Source organism: Mangrovivirga cuniculi, assembly GCF_005166025.1.
Classification (GTDB): Bacteria; Bacteroidota; Bacteroidia; order Cytophagales; family Cyclobacteriaceae; genus Mangrovivirga; species Mangrovivirga cuniculi.
The window spans coordinates 3,436,087-3,451,239 of record NZ_CP028923.1; the positions used below are offsets into that span (position 1 = coordinate 3,436,087).

Annotated in this window: 18 protein-coding genes; 2 read left to right on the plus strand and 16 right to left on the minus strand. The window is 38.1% G+C overall.

What is annotated here, in order from left to right; genetic code table 11:
* Window positions 1–2 precede the first annotated feature (2 nt).
* Window positions 3–230, minus strand: coding sequence for a FeoA family protein (locus DCC35_RS15110; RefSeq protein WP_137091595.1), 228 nt, complete (start codon window positions 228–230; stop codon window positions 3–5).
* A 220-nt stretch (window positions 231–450) separates the two neighbouring features.
* Here DCC35_RS15110 and DCC35_RS15115 point away from each other — a divergent pair, with 220 nt between their 5' ends.
* Both DCC35_RS15115 and DCC35_RS15120 read left to right on the plus strand, forming a co-directional pair.
* Window positions 451–1,644: an aspartate aminotransferase family protein gene (locus tag DCC35_RS15115; RefSeq protein ID WP_137091596.1), complete on the plus strand. Its 1,194-nt coding sequence runs from the start codon at window positions 451–453 to the stop codon at window positions 1,642–1,644.
* Window positions 1,631–2,212 carry a hypothetical protein gene (locus tag DCC35_RS15120; protein WP_137091597.1) on the plus strand — a complete coding sequence of 194 codons (582 nt, stop codon included), beginning with the start codon at window positions 1,631–1,633 and terminating at the stop codon, window positions 2,210–2,212. Before DCC35_RS15115 ends, DCC35_RS15120 begins: the two co-directional genes overlap by 14 nt.
* A 5-nt stretch (window positions 2,213–2,217) precedes the next feature.
* On the opposite strand, the gene DCC35_RS15125 is transcribed toward DCC35_RS15120, so the two are convergent.
* The 15 genes from DCC35_RS15125 to DCC35_RS15195 all read right to left on the minus strand — a co-directional run bounded on the left by DCC35_RS15125 (window position 2,218) and on the right by DCC35_RS15195 (window position 15,142).
* Window positions 2,218–2,724, minus strand: a complete 507-nt coding sequence (locus DCC35_RS15125) for a rhodanese-like domain-containing protein (RefSeq protein ID WP_217495855.1) — start codon at window positions 2,722–2,724, stop codon at window positions 2,218–2,220.
* Entirely contained in the window at window positions 2,721–4,223 is a 1,503-nt protein-coding gene (locus DCC35_RS15130) for a dihydrolipoyl dehydrogenase family protein (RefSeq protein ID WP_137091598.1), read from the minus strand. Before DCC35_RS15130 ends, DCC35_RS15125 begins: the two co-directional genes overlap by 4 nt.
* Window positions 4,224–4,287: 64 nt before the next feature.
* Entirely contained in the window at window positions 4,288–5,229 is a 942-nt protein-coding gene (gene ctlX, locus DCC35_RS15135; protein ID WP_137091599.1) for a citrulline utilization hydrolase CtlX, read from the minus strand.
* Window positions 5,230–5,235: 6 nt separating this feature from the next.
* Window positions 5,236–5,850: a bifunctional phosphoribosyl-AMP cyclohydrolase/phosphoribosyl-ATP diphosphatase HisIE gene (hisIE, locus tag DCC35_RS15140; RefSeq protein ID WP_137091600.1), complete on the minus strand. Its 615-nt coding sequence runs from the start codon at window positions 5,848–5,850 to the stop codon at window positions 5,236–5,238.
* Window positions 5,850–6,605, minus strand: coding sequence for an imidazole glycerol phosphate synthase subunit HisF (gene hisF / locus DCC35_RS15145; RefSeq protein WP_137091601.1), 756 nt, complete (start codon window positions 6,603–6,605; stop codon window positions 5,850–5,852). Before hisF ends, hisIE begins: the two co-directional genes overlap by 1 nt.
* A complete protein-coding gene (hisA, locus tag DCC35_RS15150; protein WP_137091602.1) occupies window positions 6,598–7,335 on the minus strand; it encodes a 1-(5-phosphoribosyl)-5-[(5-phosphoribosylamino)methylideneamino]imidazole-4-carboxamide isomerase in 738 nt (245 codons plus the stop codon). The genes hisF and hisA overlap by 8 nt, the downstream gene beginning before the upstream one ends.
* On the minus strand, window positions 7,336–7,941 hold the full coding sequence (gene hisH / locus DCC35_RS15155; RefSeq protein WP_137091603.1) for an imidazole glycerol phosphate synthase subunit HisH: 606 nt from the start codon (window positions 7,939–7,941) through the stop codon (window positions 7,336–7,338).
* 243 nt (window positions 7,942–8,184) lie between these two features.
* A complete protein-coding gene (locus DCC35_RS15160; RefSeq protein ID WP_137091604.1) occupies window positions 8,185–8,967 on the minus strand; it encodes a phenylalanine 4-monooxygenase in 783 nt (260 codons plus the stop codon).
* Between the two features lie 167 nt (window positions 8,968–9,134).
* Window positions 9,135–10,148 (minus strand): 3-deoxy-7-phosphoheptulonate synthase, encoded by a 1,014-nt coding sequence (gene aroF / locus DCC35_RS15165; RefSeq protein WP_137091605.1) that lies wholly within the window; start codon window positions 10,146–10,148, stop codon window positions 9,135–9,137.
* Complete coding sequence (gene trpA, locus DCC35_RS15170) at window positions 10,145–10,945, minus strand: tryptophan synthase subunit alpha (RefSeq protein WP_137091606.1); 801 nt, start codon at window positions 10,943–10,945, stop codon at window positions 10,145–10,147. The genes aroF and trpA overlap by 4 nt, the downstream gene beginning before the upstream one ends.
* 5 nt (window positions 10,946–10,950) lie before the next feature.
* The gene (gene trpB, locus DCC35_RS15175; protein ID WP_137091607.1) at window positions 10,951–12,135 is read right to left on the minus strand and encodes a tryptophan synthase subunit beta; all 1,185 of its coding nucleotides are present in this window, start codon (window positions 12,133–12,135) and stop codon (window positions 10,951–10,953) included.
* The gene (locus tag DCC35_RS15180; protein ID WP_137091608.1) at window positions 12,117–12,758 is read right to left on the minus strand and encodes a phosphoribosylanthranilate isomerase; all 642 of its coding nucleotides are present in this window, start codon (window positions 12,756–12,758) and stop codon (window positions 12,117–12,119) included. The genes trpB and DCC35_RS15180 overlap by 19 nt, the downstream gene beginning before the upstream one ends.
* Window position 12,759: 1 nt before the next feature.
* Window positions 12,760–13,575, minus strand: a complete 816-nt coding sequence (gene trpC / locus DCC35_RS15185) for an indole-3-glycerol phosphate synthase TrpC (protein ID WP_137091609.1) — start codon at window positions 13,573–13,575, stop codon at window positions 12,760–12,762.
* On the minus strand, window positions 13,575–14,561 hold the full coding sequence (gene trpD, locus DCC35_RS15190) for an anthranilate phosphoribosyltransferase (protein ID WP_137091610.1): 987 nt from the start codon (window positions 14,559–14,561) through the stop codon (window positions 13,575–13,577). The genes trpC and trpD overlap by 1 nt, the downstream gene beginning before the upstream one ends.
* 5 nt (window positions 14,562–14,566) lie before the next feature.
* Window positions 14,567–15,142 (minus strand): anthranilate synthase component II, encoded by a 576-nt coding sequence (locus tag DCC35_RS15195; protein ID WP_137091611.1) that lies wholly within the window; start codon window positions 15,140–15,142, stop codon window positions 14,567–14,569.
* Between the last annotated feature and the right edge of the window lie 11 nt (window positions 15,143–15,153).

A 15,153-nucleotide genomic window follows, 5' to 3' on the forward strand; every position in this document is an offset into this window, starting at 1 on the left:
TATCAACTCTGCTCTTCAAGTAAAACACTTGCGGCCTCATGGTTTCGAAGTGCGATACCATATCCGTTAGCTTTCAAATAAATAGCCCCTCTCCCAGGCAATTTACGCACCACTTGTATCATCGATCCGGGCAAAATCCCCATACTCAAAAGTTTCGAAGCAATTCGATCATCCTGAAAAGATAAAATTCTTGCCGATCGTTTTTCTTTAAGTGAAGCTAATGTTGCCATTTATAACGTAATGTTAAGAGACTTATTTAGACTAATTCTAATCAAAGCCCAAAAATAAGGAAAATTATACATGAATCCACCTCTTTGTATATGATTTATTAACCATTTTTCGTATTCATATATCATATCTTCATTCGAAATGAAGATCGTATTCCGGAAACATGGAGTTAACATCTCAGCCATAATTGGCTAACCAACAAATACTGCTTATTTTTGCGCCATGCTCACAAACAGACAATTATTTCAGTCGCACTTAGCAAAGACCTCAGGCTTTCCATTAATGGTAGAAATTGAAAAAGCTGAAGGGGTATGGATGTACGGCCCAAATGGCAATAAATACCTGGATCTAATTTCAGGAATTGCCGTAAGTAACCTCGGGCATTGTAATCCTGCTGTGGTTAAGGCTGTTCAGAAGCAGGCAGAAGAATATATGCATTTACTTGTGTATGGTGAATTTATTCAAAGTCCCCAGGTGAAATTAGCCAAAGCATTAGCAGATACCTTACCAGAAGAGCTGAGCGTGGTTTACCTGGTTAATTCAGGAACAGAAGCGACTGAAGGAGCCATGAAACTCGCTAAAAGATACACTGGAAGATCTAAGCTTGTTTCATGTTTTGATGCCTACCATGGCAGCACAAATGGTTCTCTTTCTTTATTGGGGAATGAAACCTTTAAAAAGAATTACAGGCCTCTCCTACCTGGTGTTGACCATATAGAATTCGGAAATTTTGATCATCTGTATGAATTCATTAATGAGGAAACTGCAGCTTTCTTTGTTGAAACTGTCAGAGGTGAATCAGGTGTGGTAAAAGGTTCTGAAGAATACTGGCAGGCTGTAAGAAAGAGATGCACCGAAACCGGTACTTTATTAGTAATGGATGAAATTCAGGCAGGAATGGGCCGGACCGGGAAATTCTGGGCTTTTGAACATTACGGAATCCAGCCTGATATCTTGCTTACAGCTAAAGGATTAGGCGGCGGAATGCCAATCGGAGCATTTATATCTTCACGGGAAATAATGGAATGCCTGACAGACAATCCAATCCTTGGACACATCACCACCTTTGGCGGTCACCCGGTTTCTGCTGCTGCAGCACTGGCTACGGTGAATACATTAACTGAAACAAAAGTATACGAACATGCACAAATAAAAGCAGATAGATTTGCTGAAAACCTGAAGTCAAATCCTAAGGTAAAAGATGTCAGGTCAGCCGGTCTGATGATGGCAGTTGAATTTGATTCTTTTGAACAGTTAAAAGCAATTATCGACAAAGCCATCGAATACGGTGTAATGACCGACTGGTTTTTATTTAATGATAAATCTATGCGGGTAGCTCCTCCCCTGGTTATTACAGAAGAAGAAATTGACTGGGCATGCAAACAATTACACAAAGCGATCAATGAGGCAGGTTAAATTAGTTATTTTAGGCATTTTTCTTATCCTTGGTTGCCAACAAGAGGAGAAAGTATTAAAAACGTCTGTCACCTTATCAGATATTTCAGACTTCAAGCTCGATGGTGCTCTCCAGGAAAGTGGATGGCGAAATCAACAATGGTATGAGGTTCCCGGAAGAAAAAGAGATTACCTGAAATTTAAAATTGGGAAAACGGAAAACGGGCTGGTCTTATACTTCAGAATTGATGACAATGAATTAATATCAACTCATGAAGTGAATAAGGAAAAATGTGATGATCTGCTCCAGCTTATTATATCAGGAAAAAATATAGAAAAACAGGTGATAGATATTTTTCCGGGAGGATATATAATAGAAAACAACATGGAATCTGATCACCCTGTTTACCTCAAAAGCTCTCAATGGAACGAATCTTTCGATAGCGAAATTCTTGTAAAAACCGAATTAGATCCTCAAACTAAATTTGAATTTGTCTGGACAGACTCGGATACAGAAAATTGCAAGAAAAAGAGGTTAATAACTATTAAATCAGTTCAAATCGACCTGATCAACAAAAAAAAGAAGTAAGAAAACTACTGATAGATCTTTTCACCCCTGGAAAGCCAAACTCCCCACTTTCTGCTATAAGCATGGACCTGATCTGTTGGATTGCCATAACTATCTACAATGGGATAAGACCTGTTTACCCATTCAAAAATTCCCCCGTATAAATTATAAATATTAGTAAAACCTGATTCTACCAACTGTTTAGTTATTTTTTCAGAACGATAACCGATGCTACAATAAACAATTATTGGAGTGCCCTTTTCCAGGTCAGATACTTTTTCGATATCAAACTCTTCAAATCCTACCCACTTGCTGGCAGGGATATGACTTACTGCGTATTCATCAAATGATCTGGTATCCAGAAAAACTGCATCAGGCCTTCTTAATGCTTCATCAACATTAATCTCTTCAACTGAATGATCCAACATAGTTTTAAGAAGTAAATTATAAGAACTGCTTGAAACTTTAGACTGAGCATTCGAAGAAAATATCCCCATAAAAAAAATTAAACCAATAAGTATTTTACTTTTCATTCTTCTATAAGATTCAACTTTAATAAATCTACGTATTCACCTGATCTCCAGGCTTTACAAGTTACATGTTCCTTTAACAAATGTGGCTTTAAAATTGATTTTCCACATAAAATTCGAGCACATTCCTGTATACCCTCAGTGATACTTGGATGTGGATGTACCAATTCTGCCATCTGTTCTATTCCCTGGTTCATATGAATTAAAAGGGCTATCGCCTCGATCGATGCAGAGGCTGAAAATCCAACTACCCGCATACCTAAAATTTTCATATCCTGGTCATCAGTCACAATGATTTTCATAAATCCATCGGTGAGCTGACGGGCTATTGCCCTTGGTATGCACTCATAATCTAGTGTTACTACCCTGTAATCAACACCCTTTTCTTTTACTTGCTGTTCATTATGACCCACCCCGGCAACTTCAGGATTTAAGAACATTATAGTACTAACGTTTTTATAGTTTAATTCCTTATTCGAGCTACCATAAATCTGATCAACCGCATGTCTTCCTTCTAGTTCACCAATATTCACTAATGCCATATCTGATGTTATATCTCCAACAGCATGGATATTGGGTACAGAGGTTCTTGTATCATCATTAATTATGCCCCGATTGTCATGCTCTATCGGAACATTTTCAGACCATAAATTTTCGATATTCGGAACCCTGCCAACTGAAACAAGGGCTTTTTCAACAGTGAAAAGTTGTTTTCTTCCGTTGTGATACTCCAGTTCATATTCCACTCGATCGTCTACTACTTCCATTCTTATCAACCGGGACTTCCTGTGAATAAGGACGTTATTTTTCTCAAAATTGTTTTCTATTCTATTAACAACATCCGGATCTTCAAAAGGAAGAATTCTGTCACCCTTATCGATCAGGTGAACTTTAGTATACCCAAAATTGGAAAATACTGTAGCATATTCACATCCAATAACACCAGCACCAAGAATTACCATACTTTTAGGGAAATCACGAAGATGTTCGATCCCGTCACTACTGAGAATATATTCTTCATCTATTTTGATATCTGGTAATTGCCTGGGTCGACTGCCGGTGGCAATAATAATATGTTCTGTTTCTATTATTTCTTCTGAATTATCTTCACTAGTGATTTTAACAGTATGAGGAGTATCTATAAAAGCTTTTCCTTCTTTAAAAGTAATGTTTTCATCAAAATCAGTATTCCCGGCATATTGAATCTGGCTTAGCAACTGTGCCTGTCTCATATTAGTAGCATTAAGCACCTCATTAAATACTTCTTTAAACCTGATTCTGGGCATATCTTTACCCTGAAGATTCAAATGATGCCTGACTGTTGAAATCTGCCGACTTAACTCCCACCATGTTTTACTACTCAACGCGCCATTCCACAGGCCGGCACCTCCGAGCTTTTTACCTTCTACCAATAAAACTTTCTTATTATAATCAAGTGCTCTCATAGCTGCAGCATAACCCGAGGGGCCTGCACCGATCACACATAAGTCGTATTTCTCCATAAAAAAACCCTGACGTATTATTGTTGTCAGGGTTAAAATAATAATTTCTTATCGATATAAGTTGTTAATTCGCATTCTTTTCGAGCCAGACACCGGCAAGCATGCATCTTACACTGCCCCCGCCGTATTTTTCAATGGTAGGTATTGAAGGAGTTAAGATTGTTGAATGCTTTTCAATCTCCTTAATCTGACCTTCCAGTAATGAATCATAAGCCGTTTTAGACATGATTGTAAATGATTCTCCTTCATTATTTATCACTTCAAGCATATTACCCGCGAAATTATTCATCTGGGCATAGCTGATAGCGATCACCTTTTTATTGGTCTGTTCAAATTTATCGAGCAACATACCGTGATCTTCTTCGGGAATCGCATCAAGGCAGATCACCACAAAATTCTCTGCAAGGCACATTACCACATTTGTATGATAAACATCTTTTCCATACTTCTGGTCATAGGCATGAAAAATAACAGGCTCAAAACCAAGCTCCTCACATAAATTCGTTAACAGTTCTTCGTCAGTTCTAGTCGACAAATTCGCATAGGCCAGTTTATTATCATAGTCAAAAACGATCGAACCAGTACCTTCTAAATATTTACCAGACTTTTCGGGTTCAGAAATATCCCTTACATCAGAAACAGTATATCCAGCTTCCTTTAAAATGTCTACAATATCTTCCCTCCTTTCAAAACGTCGATTTTCAGCTTCCATAGGGTATTTAACTACAATATTACCCTCATGAAACGATATCCAGTTATTCGGAAAAATACTATCCGGTGTATGAGGATCATCAGTATCCTGCACCACTACCACCTCAATTCCATTTTCTTTTAAGAGATCATAAAATGCATCAAACTCATTGATCGCATTTTGCTGGGTTAATTCACTCGCACTATTCTCATCAGATTGCTGAAATGCATTTGACTCGGCAGTTTCAGGATTAGCTCCAAATCTTACCGGTCTGATCATCATCACTGCCGGAGCTGCCTGTATCGAATTACTCATAATATTTTATTTATGTCTCTTTTGTAAAACTTCAATTACTTCTTCCAGATCAATTTCTTTTGCCTGTAATAATACCAGGTAATGATATAAAAGATCAGCTGCTTCACCGAGGAACAACTCTTTATTATCATCCTTTGCTTCAATGACAATTTCTACTGCTTCCTCACCAACTTTCTGGGCTACTTTATTGATTCCCTTCTTAAAAAGAGATGAAGTATAAGATTTTTCAGATGGTGATTCGTAACGGTCTTTTATAGTTTTCTTCAAATGATCTATAAACTGAATACTCCCTTCATTTGATTCATCAAAACAGGTATCTGCACCGGTATGACATGCCGGACCGGCAGGTTTCACATACACAAGTAGTGTATCTGCATCACAATCCTGCCTTATTGATTCAAGGTTTAAAACGTTTCCGCTTATCTCTCCTTTTGTCCATAATCTTTCTTTCGAACGGCTGTAGAAAGTCACCAGATTCGATTCCAGTGTTTTTTCAAGCGCTTCCCTGTTCATGTAGCCCATCATGAGTACACTTTTTGTAGTCACATCCTGAACGATTGCAGGGATCAAACCATCACCTTTTTCAAAATCAAGTTGATCAATATTTAATTTATCAGTCATTATAATCTGATCGTTAGTCCTTTTTCTAATAAATATCTTTTTAATTCCGGAATACCTATCTCATGAAAGTGAAAAATACTGGCTGCCAGTCCTGCGTCAGCATTTCCATGAGTAAAAACATCATAAAAGTGATCCATATTACCTGCACCACCACTGGCTATAATTGGAATATCTACTTTTTCATTTAATTCTCTCATCAGTTCACATGCAAATCCCTGCTTAGTCCCATCGTGATCCATGGATGTTAACAATATCTCTCCTGCTCCACGATCATACACTTCCTTGACCCATTCAAACGTTCTTTTCTCTGTTGGAGTTCTGCCTCCTCTGACATGGACGATATGCTCTCCATCAACAAATCGAGTATCGACAGCAACTACTATGCACTGACTTCCAAATTCAAGAGCTAATTTATCTACCAAAGATGGATCTTTAACTGCTGATGAGTTTATAGATATTTTATCTGCACCTGCATTAAGCAGAGCGGAAACATCTTCAATGGAAGAAATTCCACCACCTACGGTGAAGGGAATATCAACCTGGCTACCCACTTTCCTAACAAGGTCAACCAGGGTCTTTCTTTTTTCGACAGTGGCAGTTATATCCAGAAACACAAGTTCATCGGCACCTTGTGAAGCATAAACAGCTGCCTGTTCAACAGGATCACCGGCATCAACAAGATCAACGAAATTAATTCCCTTGACAGTTCTGCCATCTTTAATATCTAAACAAGGAATAATTCTTTTACTAAGCATTCTGTTCTAATATTATTTGAGATAATTGCTTCAAAGAAACTTTGTTCTCATAAATTGCTTTTCCAATTATAATACCTTCAACTTCCATTGCTATCAGATCTTTGATATCATCTATTCCCGAGACACCTCCACTGGCAATTAATCTAGTCTTTGAAGTTTTTGTCATGATCTCTTTATACAGATCAAAAGATGGCCCTTGAAGAAGGCCGTCTTTAGCTACGTCTGTGCAGATCACATATTCCACACCTTTCTTTTCGTAATCATTGATAAAATCAGTGACTTCCAGCTCAGATTTTTCTTCCCATCCACTGGTGGCGATCATTTTATCCCGAGCATCAGCACCAAGAATTATTTTTTTAGAACCATATTTTTCGAGCCATCGTAAAAATGTTTCTGGCTCTTTTGCAGCAATACTACCACCTGTGATCTGATCAGCACCTGCATTAAAAGCATCTGTAGCATCCTGATCACGTTTTATACCTCCACCGAAATCTACATGGAGACCGTCCAGAGAAGCGATTTTTTCTAAAACCTTGAGATTTACAATCTGCTTATTTCTCGCACCATCAAGATCTACAAGGTGAAGATTTTTCAGACCATTATCTAAAAACTCCCTGGCTACTTCAACCGGATCCTCATTATAGACAGTTTTCTTTCCATAATCTCCCTGTGTAAGTCTGACGCACTTACCTTCGATAATATCTATTGCCGGTATTAATCTGGTTTCCATTTATTTAATGTTTTCAATAAAATTCTTCAAAAATAAACTTCCTGCATCAGCACTTTTTTCGGGGTGTGGCTGAATTGCATAAAAATTATTTCGTTGTATAACAACACTGAAGTCGTGCATATAGTTTGCCGATGCCACGGTATATTTTGATAAAGGAGCATAATAACTATGTACAAAATAAAAATAAGGTTCTGCACCCATTCCATCGAAAAGCGGACCTTCCTTGTAAGCTACTTTATTCCAACCCATATGAGGGATTTTATATGATATGACAGCATTTGGATCCGGCTTAAAACGTTTAACGTCTATATCAAAAACACCCAGGCATTCGGTGTCATTTTCTTCAGTATGGCGACACATCAACTGAAGTCCCAGGCACACCCCTAATGTAGGTTGAGATAAACTTCTTAACACCGTATCAAGGCCGTTTTCCTTTAAGTAATTCATTGCTGTACTGGCCTCCCCCACACCGGGAAAGATCACCTTATCTGCAGACATGATCTCCGAAGCATTATCAGTAAGTCTGTACTTGACGCCTAATCTATCCAGAGCGTATTTTACGGACTGCACATTTCCGGCGTTATATTTAATTATTGCTATATCCATTCAGGTAAAATTGATCGTAAAAAAATTAATAAAATTTGTTCTTAGGGCAACACCCACAAGAATAGATCAATGACAATGATGGTGATGGTGACAGTTTCCGAGAATGTAACTGTGCAACAATGATTTAATTAATTGATTGGTATTCGTAGAAACCATTTTCACCTCTTTGGTCGATTTGTTTTAAAAATTAAAAGCACCTCTATTAAAGGTGCTTTCAAAATTATTGGTTTTAATAGATAAAAACTACTTTGTAACAGCAGAATCTTCATGTTCTGCTACTTTTTTAGCTAAAAGCCTGTCAATTTCAGGGATAGAGTTATAAAGTTGTTCATAACTATCTATAATAAAATACTTTGTCTGGAAAACGTCTTTTCTATAAGAAGTGTCCAGCATAGTATCTACATCGTATTCTATATGCTCTGGCTTATCAGTAGTAGCATATTCTGTTTCACCTTTTGAAGAAAGAATTCCGGCTCCGTAGATTTTCAACTCGCCATTTTCTCTAATTAATCCAAACTCAACTGTAAACCAGTAGACTCTTGATAACAGGTGAATTGCATGAGGATTATCGATATACTTTAATCCAAGTTTTGATAAATCCTGGAGAAAATCTACAAACGATTGATTAGTAAGTAATGGCACGTGACCGTAAATATCGTGGAACATATCAGGTTCCTCAAGATAATCCAGCTGATCTAAGCTCCTTAACCATGTTGAGCTTGGGAACTTTTTATTAGACATCAACTGGAAAAATTTATCATCGTCGATCAGTCCCGGAACGATGAATATTTCCCACCCGGTTATTCCTTTTAATATCTCATTAGTTTTCTTAATATCAGGAATCTCTTCAGCTTTAAACTTGATCAACTCCAATCCTCTGATGTATTCTTCAGAAGCATAGACAGGAATATTGTCTTTCTGTCTATCAAAAAGCATTTTCCAAACCTTAAAATCTTCCTCAGTATAAGCCTCGTAATCCTGGTTCATAACTGGAAGACCGCTGTGTTTTTCGTATTCAGTACTCATATTCCTTAGGGTTAATGTTGTCTAATGTCGTCTAGTTTTAAGAACGAATTTTATTTTACTATGATACAATTCACAGCATTAAAATTCTTATATGGTGAAATTAGTAAAAAAAAAGTATCCGATGCAACCAAAACGACTACAACCTTACAACTGTTAGGTTTTTAATATTAGTAAAAAGCCTTTCTTAATTTATGAGTTTCCTTCATTGCCTTGATCAATTTTTCAGATTCTTTAAAATCAAGGGTTTGCTGACCATCGCTATACGCTTTTTCAGGACATGAATGTGATTCAAATATCACTCCATCAGCACCTGCTATAACAGAAGCCATAGCAACTTCACCAACGTGTTTTCTTATACCAATACCATGTGACGGATCTGCTATCACCGGCAGGTGTGTCTTCTCCTTTAAGATCGGAATGGCATTGATATCAAAGGTATTCCTCGATGCCTTTTCATAGGTTCTTATACCTCTCTCGCATAATAGTAATTTTTCGTTTCCACCTGAAAAAACATATTCAGCTGAATACAATAATTCATCAATTGTCCCCGAAATACCTCGTTTGATCATTACTGCTTTGTCTACTTTCCCAAGTTCATCTAACAGATTGAAGTTTTGAGTATTTCTTGCTCCTACCTGATAGATATCGACGTAATCATGCATTTCTTCTATCTGAGATACCTGCATCACTTCGGTAATGATCTTGAGCCCCGCCTCTCTGGCCATTTTATACCATAATTTAAGCCCATCAATACCCAGACCTCTGAATGAATATGGCGAACTTCGGGGCTTATAAACACCTCCACGCATAATCTTTACACCCTGGCTTTTAAGAAAATCAATCGTATCGGCTATTTGTTCCTCGCCTTCAATACTACACGGCCCGGACATAATTGCAAACTCATCGCCACCAATGATCACTCCATTTCCAAGATCAATAACAGTGGGATTTACTTTCCATTTATTAGAAACCAGTTTATAATCATCGGAAACTATATGGATATCTTTAATCCCTGGTAATTGGCCTATTGCCCGGATATCAAAATCTTTTTTACCGATGCCTATAAGATATTTACCCTTTTGAGTATTAACTTCATTGGCCTTATAACCGATATCCTCAAGACTTTCTTTGACCTTCAATATCTGGTCTTCAGAAGCATTATTTTCTAATTGTATGATCATTGATTTACCTCTTCTCCTTTCACCATGTTTATAAATGAATGAACCCGATCTGCGATCGAATTCTTTTCAGATCCCTTTAATGCCTTAATGAAGGCACTACCGATAATCGCTCCTGATGAATATTCAGAAGCAGTTCTATAAGTCTTGTTATCACTGATTCCAAAACCTATTAGTCTCGGATTACTCAGATTCATACTCTTAATTCTGTTGAAATACTCCAGTTGCTCTTCCGAAATCTCCTTCTTCGCTCCAGTGATCGAACTATTGCTGACCATATAAATAAAGCCTGAAGTATTTTCATCAATCATCCTGATTCTTTCTTCAGATGTCTGTGGTGTAATCAAATACATATTGTGCAGATCATAGCTATCAAACAGATCTTTGTACTGCTCTACATATTCGAGGATAGGAAGATCCGGTATGATCACTCCATCTACTCCACATTCCTTACACTTTTTACAGAAATCCTGCAGGCCATATTGTAGCACCGGATTAAAATATCCCATGAGGACAACAGGAATATCAACCTTTTGTCTCATGTCTTTCAACTGACTGAAGATCTTTTCCATGCTGATCCCGTTATTCAGGGCTACCCCATTGCTTTCCTGTATTGTAGGTCCATCAGCTACCGGGTCAGAATACGGTATACCAATTTCGACCATGTCTGCACCAGACTTTTCAAGTTCAACTAGTATATCCAACGTATCCTCTAACTCAGGGTAACCAGCAGTAAAATATACCGTCAGGACATTTTCAGATTTATTGTCAAATAATTTATTTATCCTGTTCTTAACCATAATCATCAGTATTTTCCCCAATTAATATATGTTTGAAGATCTTTATCGCCTCTTCCGGAAAGATTTATAACCACTACATCACTTTCATTTAAATCCAGTTGATCGAGGGCTGAAAATGCATGAGCAGATTCTACTGCCGGGATTATTCCTTCAAGTCGGCTTAATTCAACACCGGCTTTCATGGAGTTCTCATCATCTACGGCGATAAACTGTGCTCTTCCACTTTCAAACAAGTGAGCATGTAGTGGTCCTATTCCAGGGTAATCCAGACCAGCAGAAATACTATAAGGCTCCACAACCTGTCCATCGACAGTTTGCATCAATAGTGTCATACTACCATGCAATACTCCCGGAGTTCCTTTAAAAGTCGTTGCGGCGGTTTCACCTGACTCAACTCCTTTACCTGCCGCTTCCGCAGCAATAATTTTCACTTCTGGGTTATCGAGATAGTGGTAATATATTCCTGCAGCATTACTTCCTCCACCAACACATGCCACCACATAATCCGGATTCTCTCTACCTTCTACTTCTTTTAATTGCTTTTTAACCTCCTCGCTGATCACAGCCTGAAATCGGGTCACCATATCCGGATAAGGGTGAGGTCCGACAACGGAACCAATTATATAATGAGTATCCTGAGGATTATTGATCCAGTGACGCATCGCCTCGTTAGTTGCATCTTTCAGGGTTCGACTGCCGGATTCTGCCGGGATCACTTCTGCACCAAGGATACGCATCCTCTCTACATTGGGCTTTTGCCTTTCCATATCGACAGCACCCATATAAACTTTGCATTCTAATCCTGCCAGAGCACAAACGGTAGCTGTGGCCACACCATGCTGGCCAGCTCCGGTTTCCGCAATGATCTTTTTCTTTCCTAACCTTTTTGCCAGCAAAATCTGACCAATGGTATTATTTACCTTGTGAGCCCCGGTATGGCATAGGTCTTCTCTTTTAAGATATATTTTTGCTCCGTATTTTTCGGAAAGCCTTTTTGCAAAAAACAAAGGTGTAGGTCTCCCCACATAATCTTTTAGCAATGCCCTGAATTCCTTTTGAAAATCAGGATCATCGATTATTTCAAGATAATTAGTCCTGAGTTCTTCCACATTGGGATATAGCATCTCAGGTATGAAAGCTCCTCCGAACTTTCCGTAATAGCCTCTTTCATCTACTGCGTACTTTGACATATTTGAGCTATTTTATTTTTTATAATTTTAATTTCATTAAGATCTTTTAAAGCGGGTTTAATCTCTACACCACTATTGAGATCAACAGCATAAAAAGCCGGGTTTTTTATTTTGGTGATATTGTGAATGTTTTCCTTATTTATTCCTCCAGCGAGAAAAAATGGCCTTGAAAATTCAAATCCATTCAGGATACTCCAATCGAAAGCAATTCCGTTTCCACCGGGTTTGTCACCCTTAGTATCAAAGAGGTAAAAGTCCACCGAATCTTTAAATTGCTCTGCTTTTTCCAGGTCTTCTTTTGTTCTTACAGGAAAAGCCTTTATTACTTTCACCCCATCCTGCTTAATCTTTTGTGCAAATTCAGGAGATTCATCGCCATGTAGCTGCACAGCTTTGAGATCATATTTTTTGATTGCCTTGTGGATATCTTCCAGATCCAAATTAACAAATACACCGGTTTTAATTATTCCGTCAAACTGAGTAAAGTCTGTGTCGGCATCACCCGCAAACCGTGAGGATTTCGGATAAAATATCAGCCCCATAAAATCGACATCCAGCTTTATTAGCTGATCGATATTCTCAGGATCACGCATCCCACAAACTTTTACTTTTATATCTTTCATCTCAGGCGTTCGTCGGATAGAAATTTTCAAGCTCTTTTACTTTAGCCAAAAACTTAGCCGCTTCTTCATGAGGCCTGGAATATCGCATGAATCGTTCACCGATAAGGAAGCCGTCAAAACCATTATTTTTTAGGTAAACCAGGTCTTCCGGACGATCTATTCCGCTCTCTGCAATCTTTAGTTTTCCTTCTGGTATTAGCGATAGTAGTTCAACTGAATTTTCAAGATTTACATCAAAAGTTTTTAAGTTTCTGTTGTTAACACCAAAAAGATCAGCATCACTATCTGTATTTGAAGTCAATTCATCTTTATCATGAACTTCCAGTAATACTTCCAGGCCAAGATCGTGAGCAAAAGCTGTAAATTTCTTTATGGTCTCAGGGTCCAAAACTGAGGCGATCAACAAAATGCAATCCGCACCAATCGATTTTGCTTCAAGAATCTGGTATTCATCAACAATGAATTCCTTTCTTAAAATCGGGCAGTAATTAAATTTTCTTGCCGTCATCACATCCTCATTGGTTCCTCCAAAATATTTCTGATCAGTCAGTACTGACAAAGCTGATGCTCCTGCCTGCATATATCCAATAGAGATTTCTTCTACAGATATATATTTATTGATGTCGCCTTTACTTGGAGATCGTCGCTTTATTTCTGCTATTACCCCACTTTTATCATCTCTTTTGATATAGTGGCTCATTGAAACAGGCATCGTTTCAAACCAGATGCTCTTTTCAAGTTTTTTAACCGGAATGAGCTCCTTCTTTTCTTTAACCTCTTCTTTCTTATCAACTATAATTCTATCGAGTATATTCATCAGGCTACCAGTTTTTTTAGTACAGAATAAGCATTTCCGGATTCCAGTGATTCTTTCGCTTTTCCAATAGCATCAGCATCGGATAGTTTATCATCAGCACATTTTAAGGCCATGGCAGAATTAGCTAAAACGACTTCTTTTTGTGCCTCAGTTCCATTTCCTTCAAGAATATCGATGAAAATCTTAGCAGAAGTCTCAACTGTTTCTCCACCATATATCTGCTTTGCATCAACTTTGTTCAATCCTAATTGTTTCGGGCTGATAATACTTTCACCGGTATTAGTAATGGCTTTAAAATCACCTGTCAGTGAAATTTCATCATAACCATCTAATGCATGAAGGACAACAAAGTCTTTATCCGTTTGCTGAAACAAATAAGCATACAATCTTGCCAGCTCCAGGCTAAATACTCCTGTAAGCTGCTTTTTAGGGCTTGAAGGATTTACCATCGGTCCAAGCATATTAAAGAATGTCTTTACTCCTAAGTCTTTTCTCACCGGAGCAACGTTTTTCATTGCAGGGTGGAACAAAGGAGCATGAAGAAAGCAGATACCTGCTTCGTCGATCTGCTTTTTAAGCGTGGATTCATCATTTGTGAACTCATAACCCAGGTGATCTAATAAATTTGAAGAACCGCAGGCTGAAGAAACCCCGTTATTACCATGCTTGGCAACTTTCACTCCTGCCCCGGCAACAACAAAAGAACTCAAAGTAGAAATATTGAACGTATTCTTACCGTCTCCCCCGGTACCACAGAGGTCTATCGGATCAAATTCAGCAAGGTTTATCGGAACGCATAATTCCATCATTGCTTTTCTAAATCCACTTAACTCTTCTACGGTGATACTTCGCATCATATAGACCGTCAGAAAAGAAGCCATCTGTGAAGCATTGTATTCTCCCTTTGCCAGGTTAATCAAAACCTCCTTGGCCTGGCCCTCAGACAATGTCCTGTATTCAAATAGTGTATTTAATATCTCTTTCATTTTTATCAGATTTTTAACCAGTTTTGGATCATTTTACTTCCTTCAGGAGTCATGACTGATTCAGGGTGAAACTGCACTCCTCTCACATCCTGAGTCTCATGGCTCAGCGCCATAATTACTCCTGAAATATCTGTAGCTGTAATTTTTATTGGTGAGTTTTCCAGTGAATCAGGGTTCACAGCCCAAGAGTGATACCTGGTAGTAACAAACCGGTCGGGAAGGTCCTTAAATATGGGTTCACTTTTATCTTTCAGATAAGTATCCATTGCCACACCGTGAATAACAGTATCGAGGTTATATAGTTTTCCACCATAAGCCTCTGCTATTCCCTGGCATCCAAGACATACTCCAAAGATGCTTTTTGATGCCCCGTATTCCTTAAGAAGATCCGGAAGAATTCCAGCTTCGTAGGGAAGGCCGGGACCTGGTGAAATCAGAATCTTGTCGTAATTTCTGACATCCTCCAGAGATATTTTATCATTTCTGAACACATCAGTATTATTCTCATATCCAAGATCCCTAAGAATATGAACCAGGTTATAAGTAAATGAATCGTAATTATCGAGAACTAATATTTTCACTTGATCAATTA

Coding starts and splice junctions, on each gene's coding strand:
- trpD (WP_137091610.1), bottom strand. CDS start 14,561: ATGAAAGAGATATTAAATACACTATTTGAATACAGGACATTGTCTGAG.
- aroF (WP_137091605.1), bottom strand. CDS start 10,148: ATGATCATACAATTAGAAAATAATGCTTCTGAAGACCAGATATTGAAG.
- DCC35_RS15180 (WP_137091608.1), bottom strand. CDS start 12,758: ATGAAAGATATAAAAGTAAAAGTTTGTGGGATGCGTGATCCTGAGAAT.
- DCC35_RS15130 (WP_137091598.1), bottom strand. CDS start 4,223: ATGGAGAAATACGACTTATGTGTGATCGGTGCAGGCCCCTCGGGTTAT.
- trpC (WP_137091609.1), bottom strand. CDS start 13,575: ATGAATATACTCGATAGAATTATAGTTGATAAGAAAGAAGAGGTTAAA.
- DCC35_RS15115 (WP_137091596.1), top strand. CDS start 451: ATGCTCACAAACAGACAATTATTTCAGTCGCACTTAGCAAAGACCTCA.
- hisA (WP_137091602.1), bottom strand. CDS start 7,335: ATGGAAACCAGATTAATACCGGCAATAGATATTATCGAAGGTAAGTGC.
- hisH (WP_137091603.1), bottom strand. CDS start 7,941: ATGGATATAGCAATAATTAAATATAACGCCGGAAATGTGCAGTCCGTA.
- trpA (WP_137091606.1), bottom strand. CDS start 10,945: ATGGTTAAGAACAGGATAAATAAATTATTTGACAATAAATCTGAAAAT.
- DCC35_RS15110 (WP_137091595.1), bottom strand. CDS start 230: ATGGCAACATTAGCTTCACTTAAAGAAAAACGATCGGCAAGAATTTTA.
- DCC35_RS15160 (WP_137091604.1), bottom strand. CDS start 8,967: ATGAGTACTGAATACGAAAAACACAGCGGTCTTCCAGTTATGAACCAG.
- hisIE (WP_137091600.1), bottom strand. CDS start 5,850: ATGACTGATAAATTAAATATTGATCAACTTGATTTTGAAAAAGGTGAT.
- trpB (WP_137091607.1), bottom strand. CDS start 12,135: ATGTCAAAGTACGCAGTAGATGAAAGAGGCTATTACGGAAAGTTCGGA.
- DCC35_RS15125 (WP_217495855.1), bottom strand. CDS start 2,724: ATGAAAAGTAAAATACTTATTGGTTTAATTTTTTTTATGGGGATATTT.
- DCC35_RS15120 (WP_137091597.1), top strand. CDS start 1,631: ATGAGGCAGGTTAAATTAGTTATTTTAGGCATTTTTCTTATCCTTGGT.
- ctlX (WP_137091599.1), bottom strand. CDS start 5,229: ATGAGTAATTCGATACAGGCAGCTCCGGCAGTGATGATGATCAGACCG.
- hisF (WP_137091601.1), bottom strand. CDS start 6,605: ATGCTTAGTAAAAGAATTATTCCTTGTTTAGATATTAAAGATGGCAGA.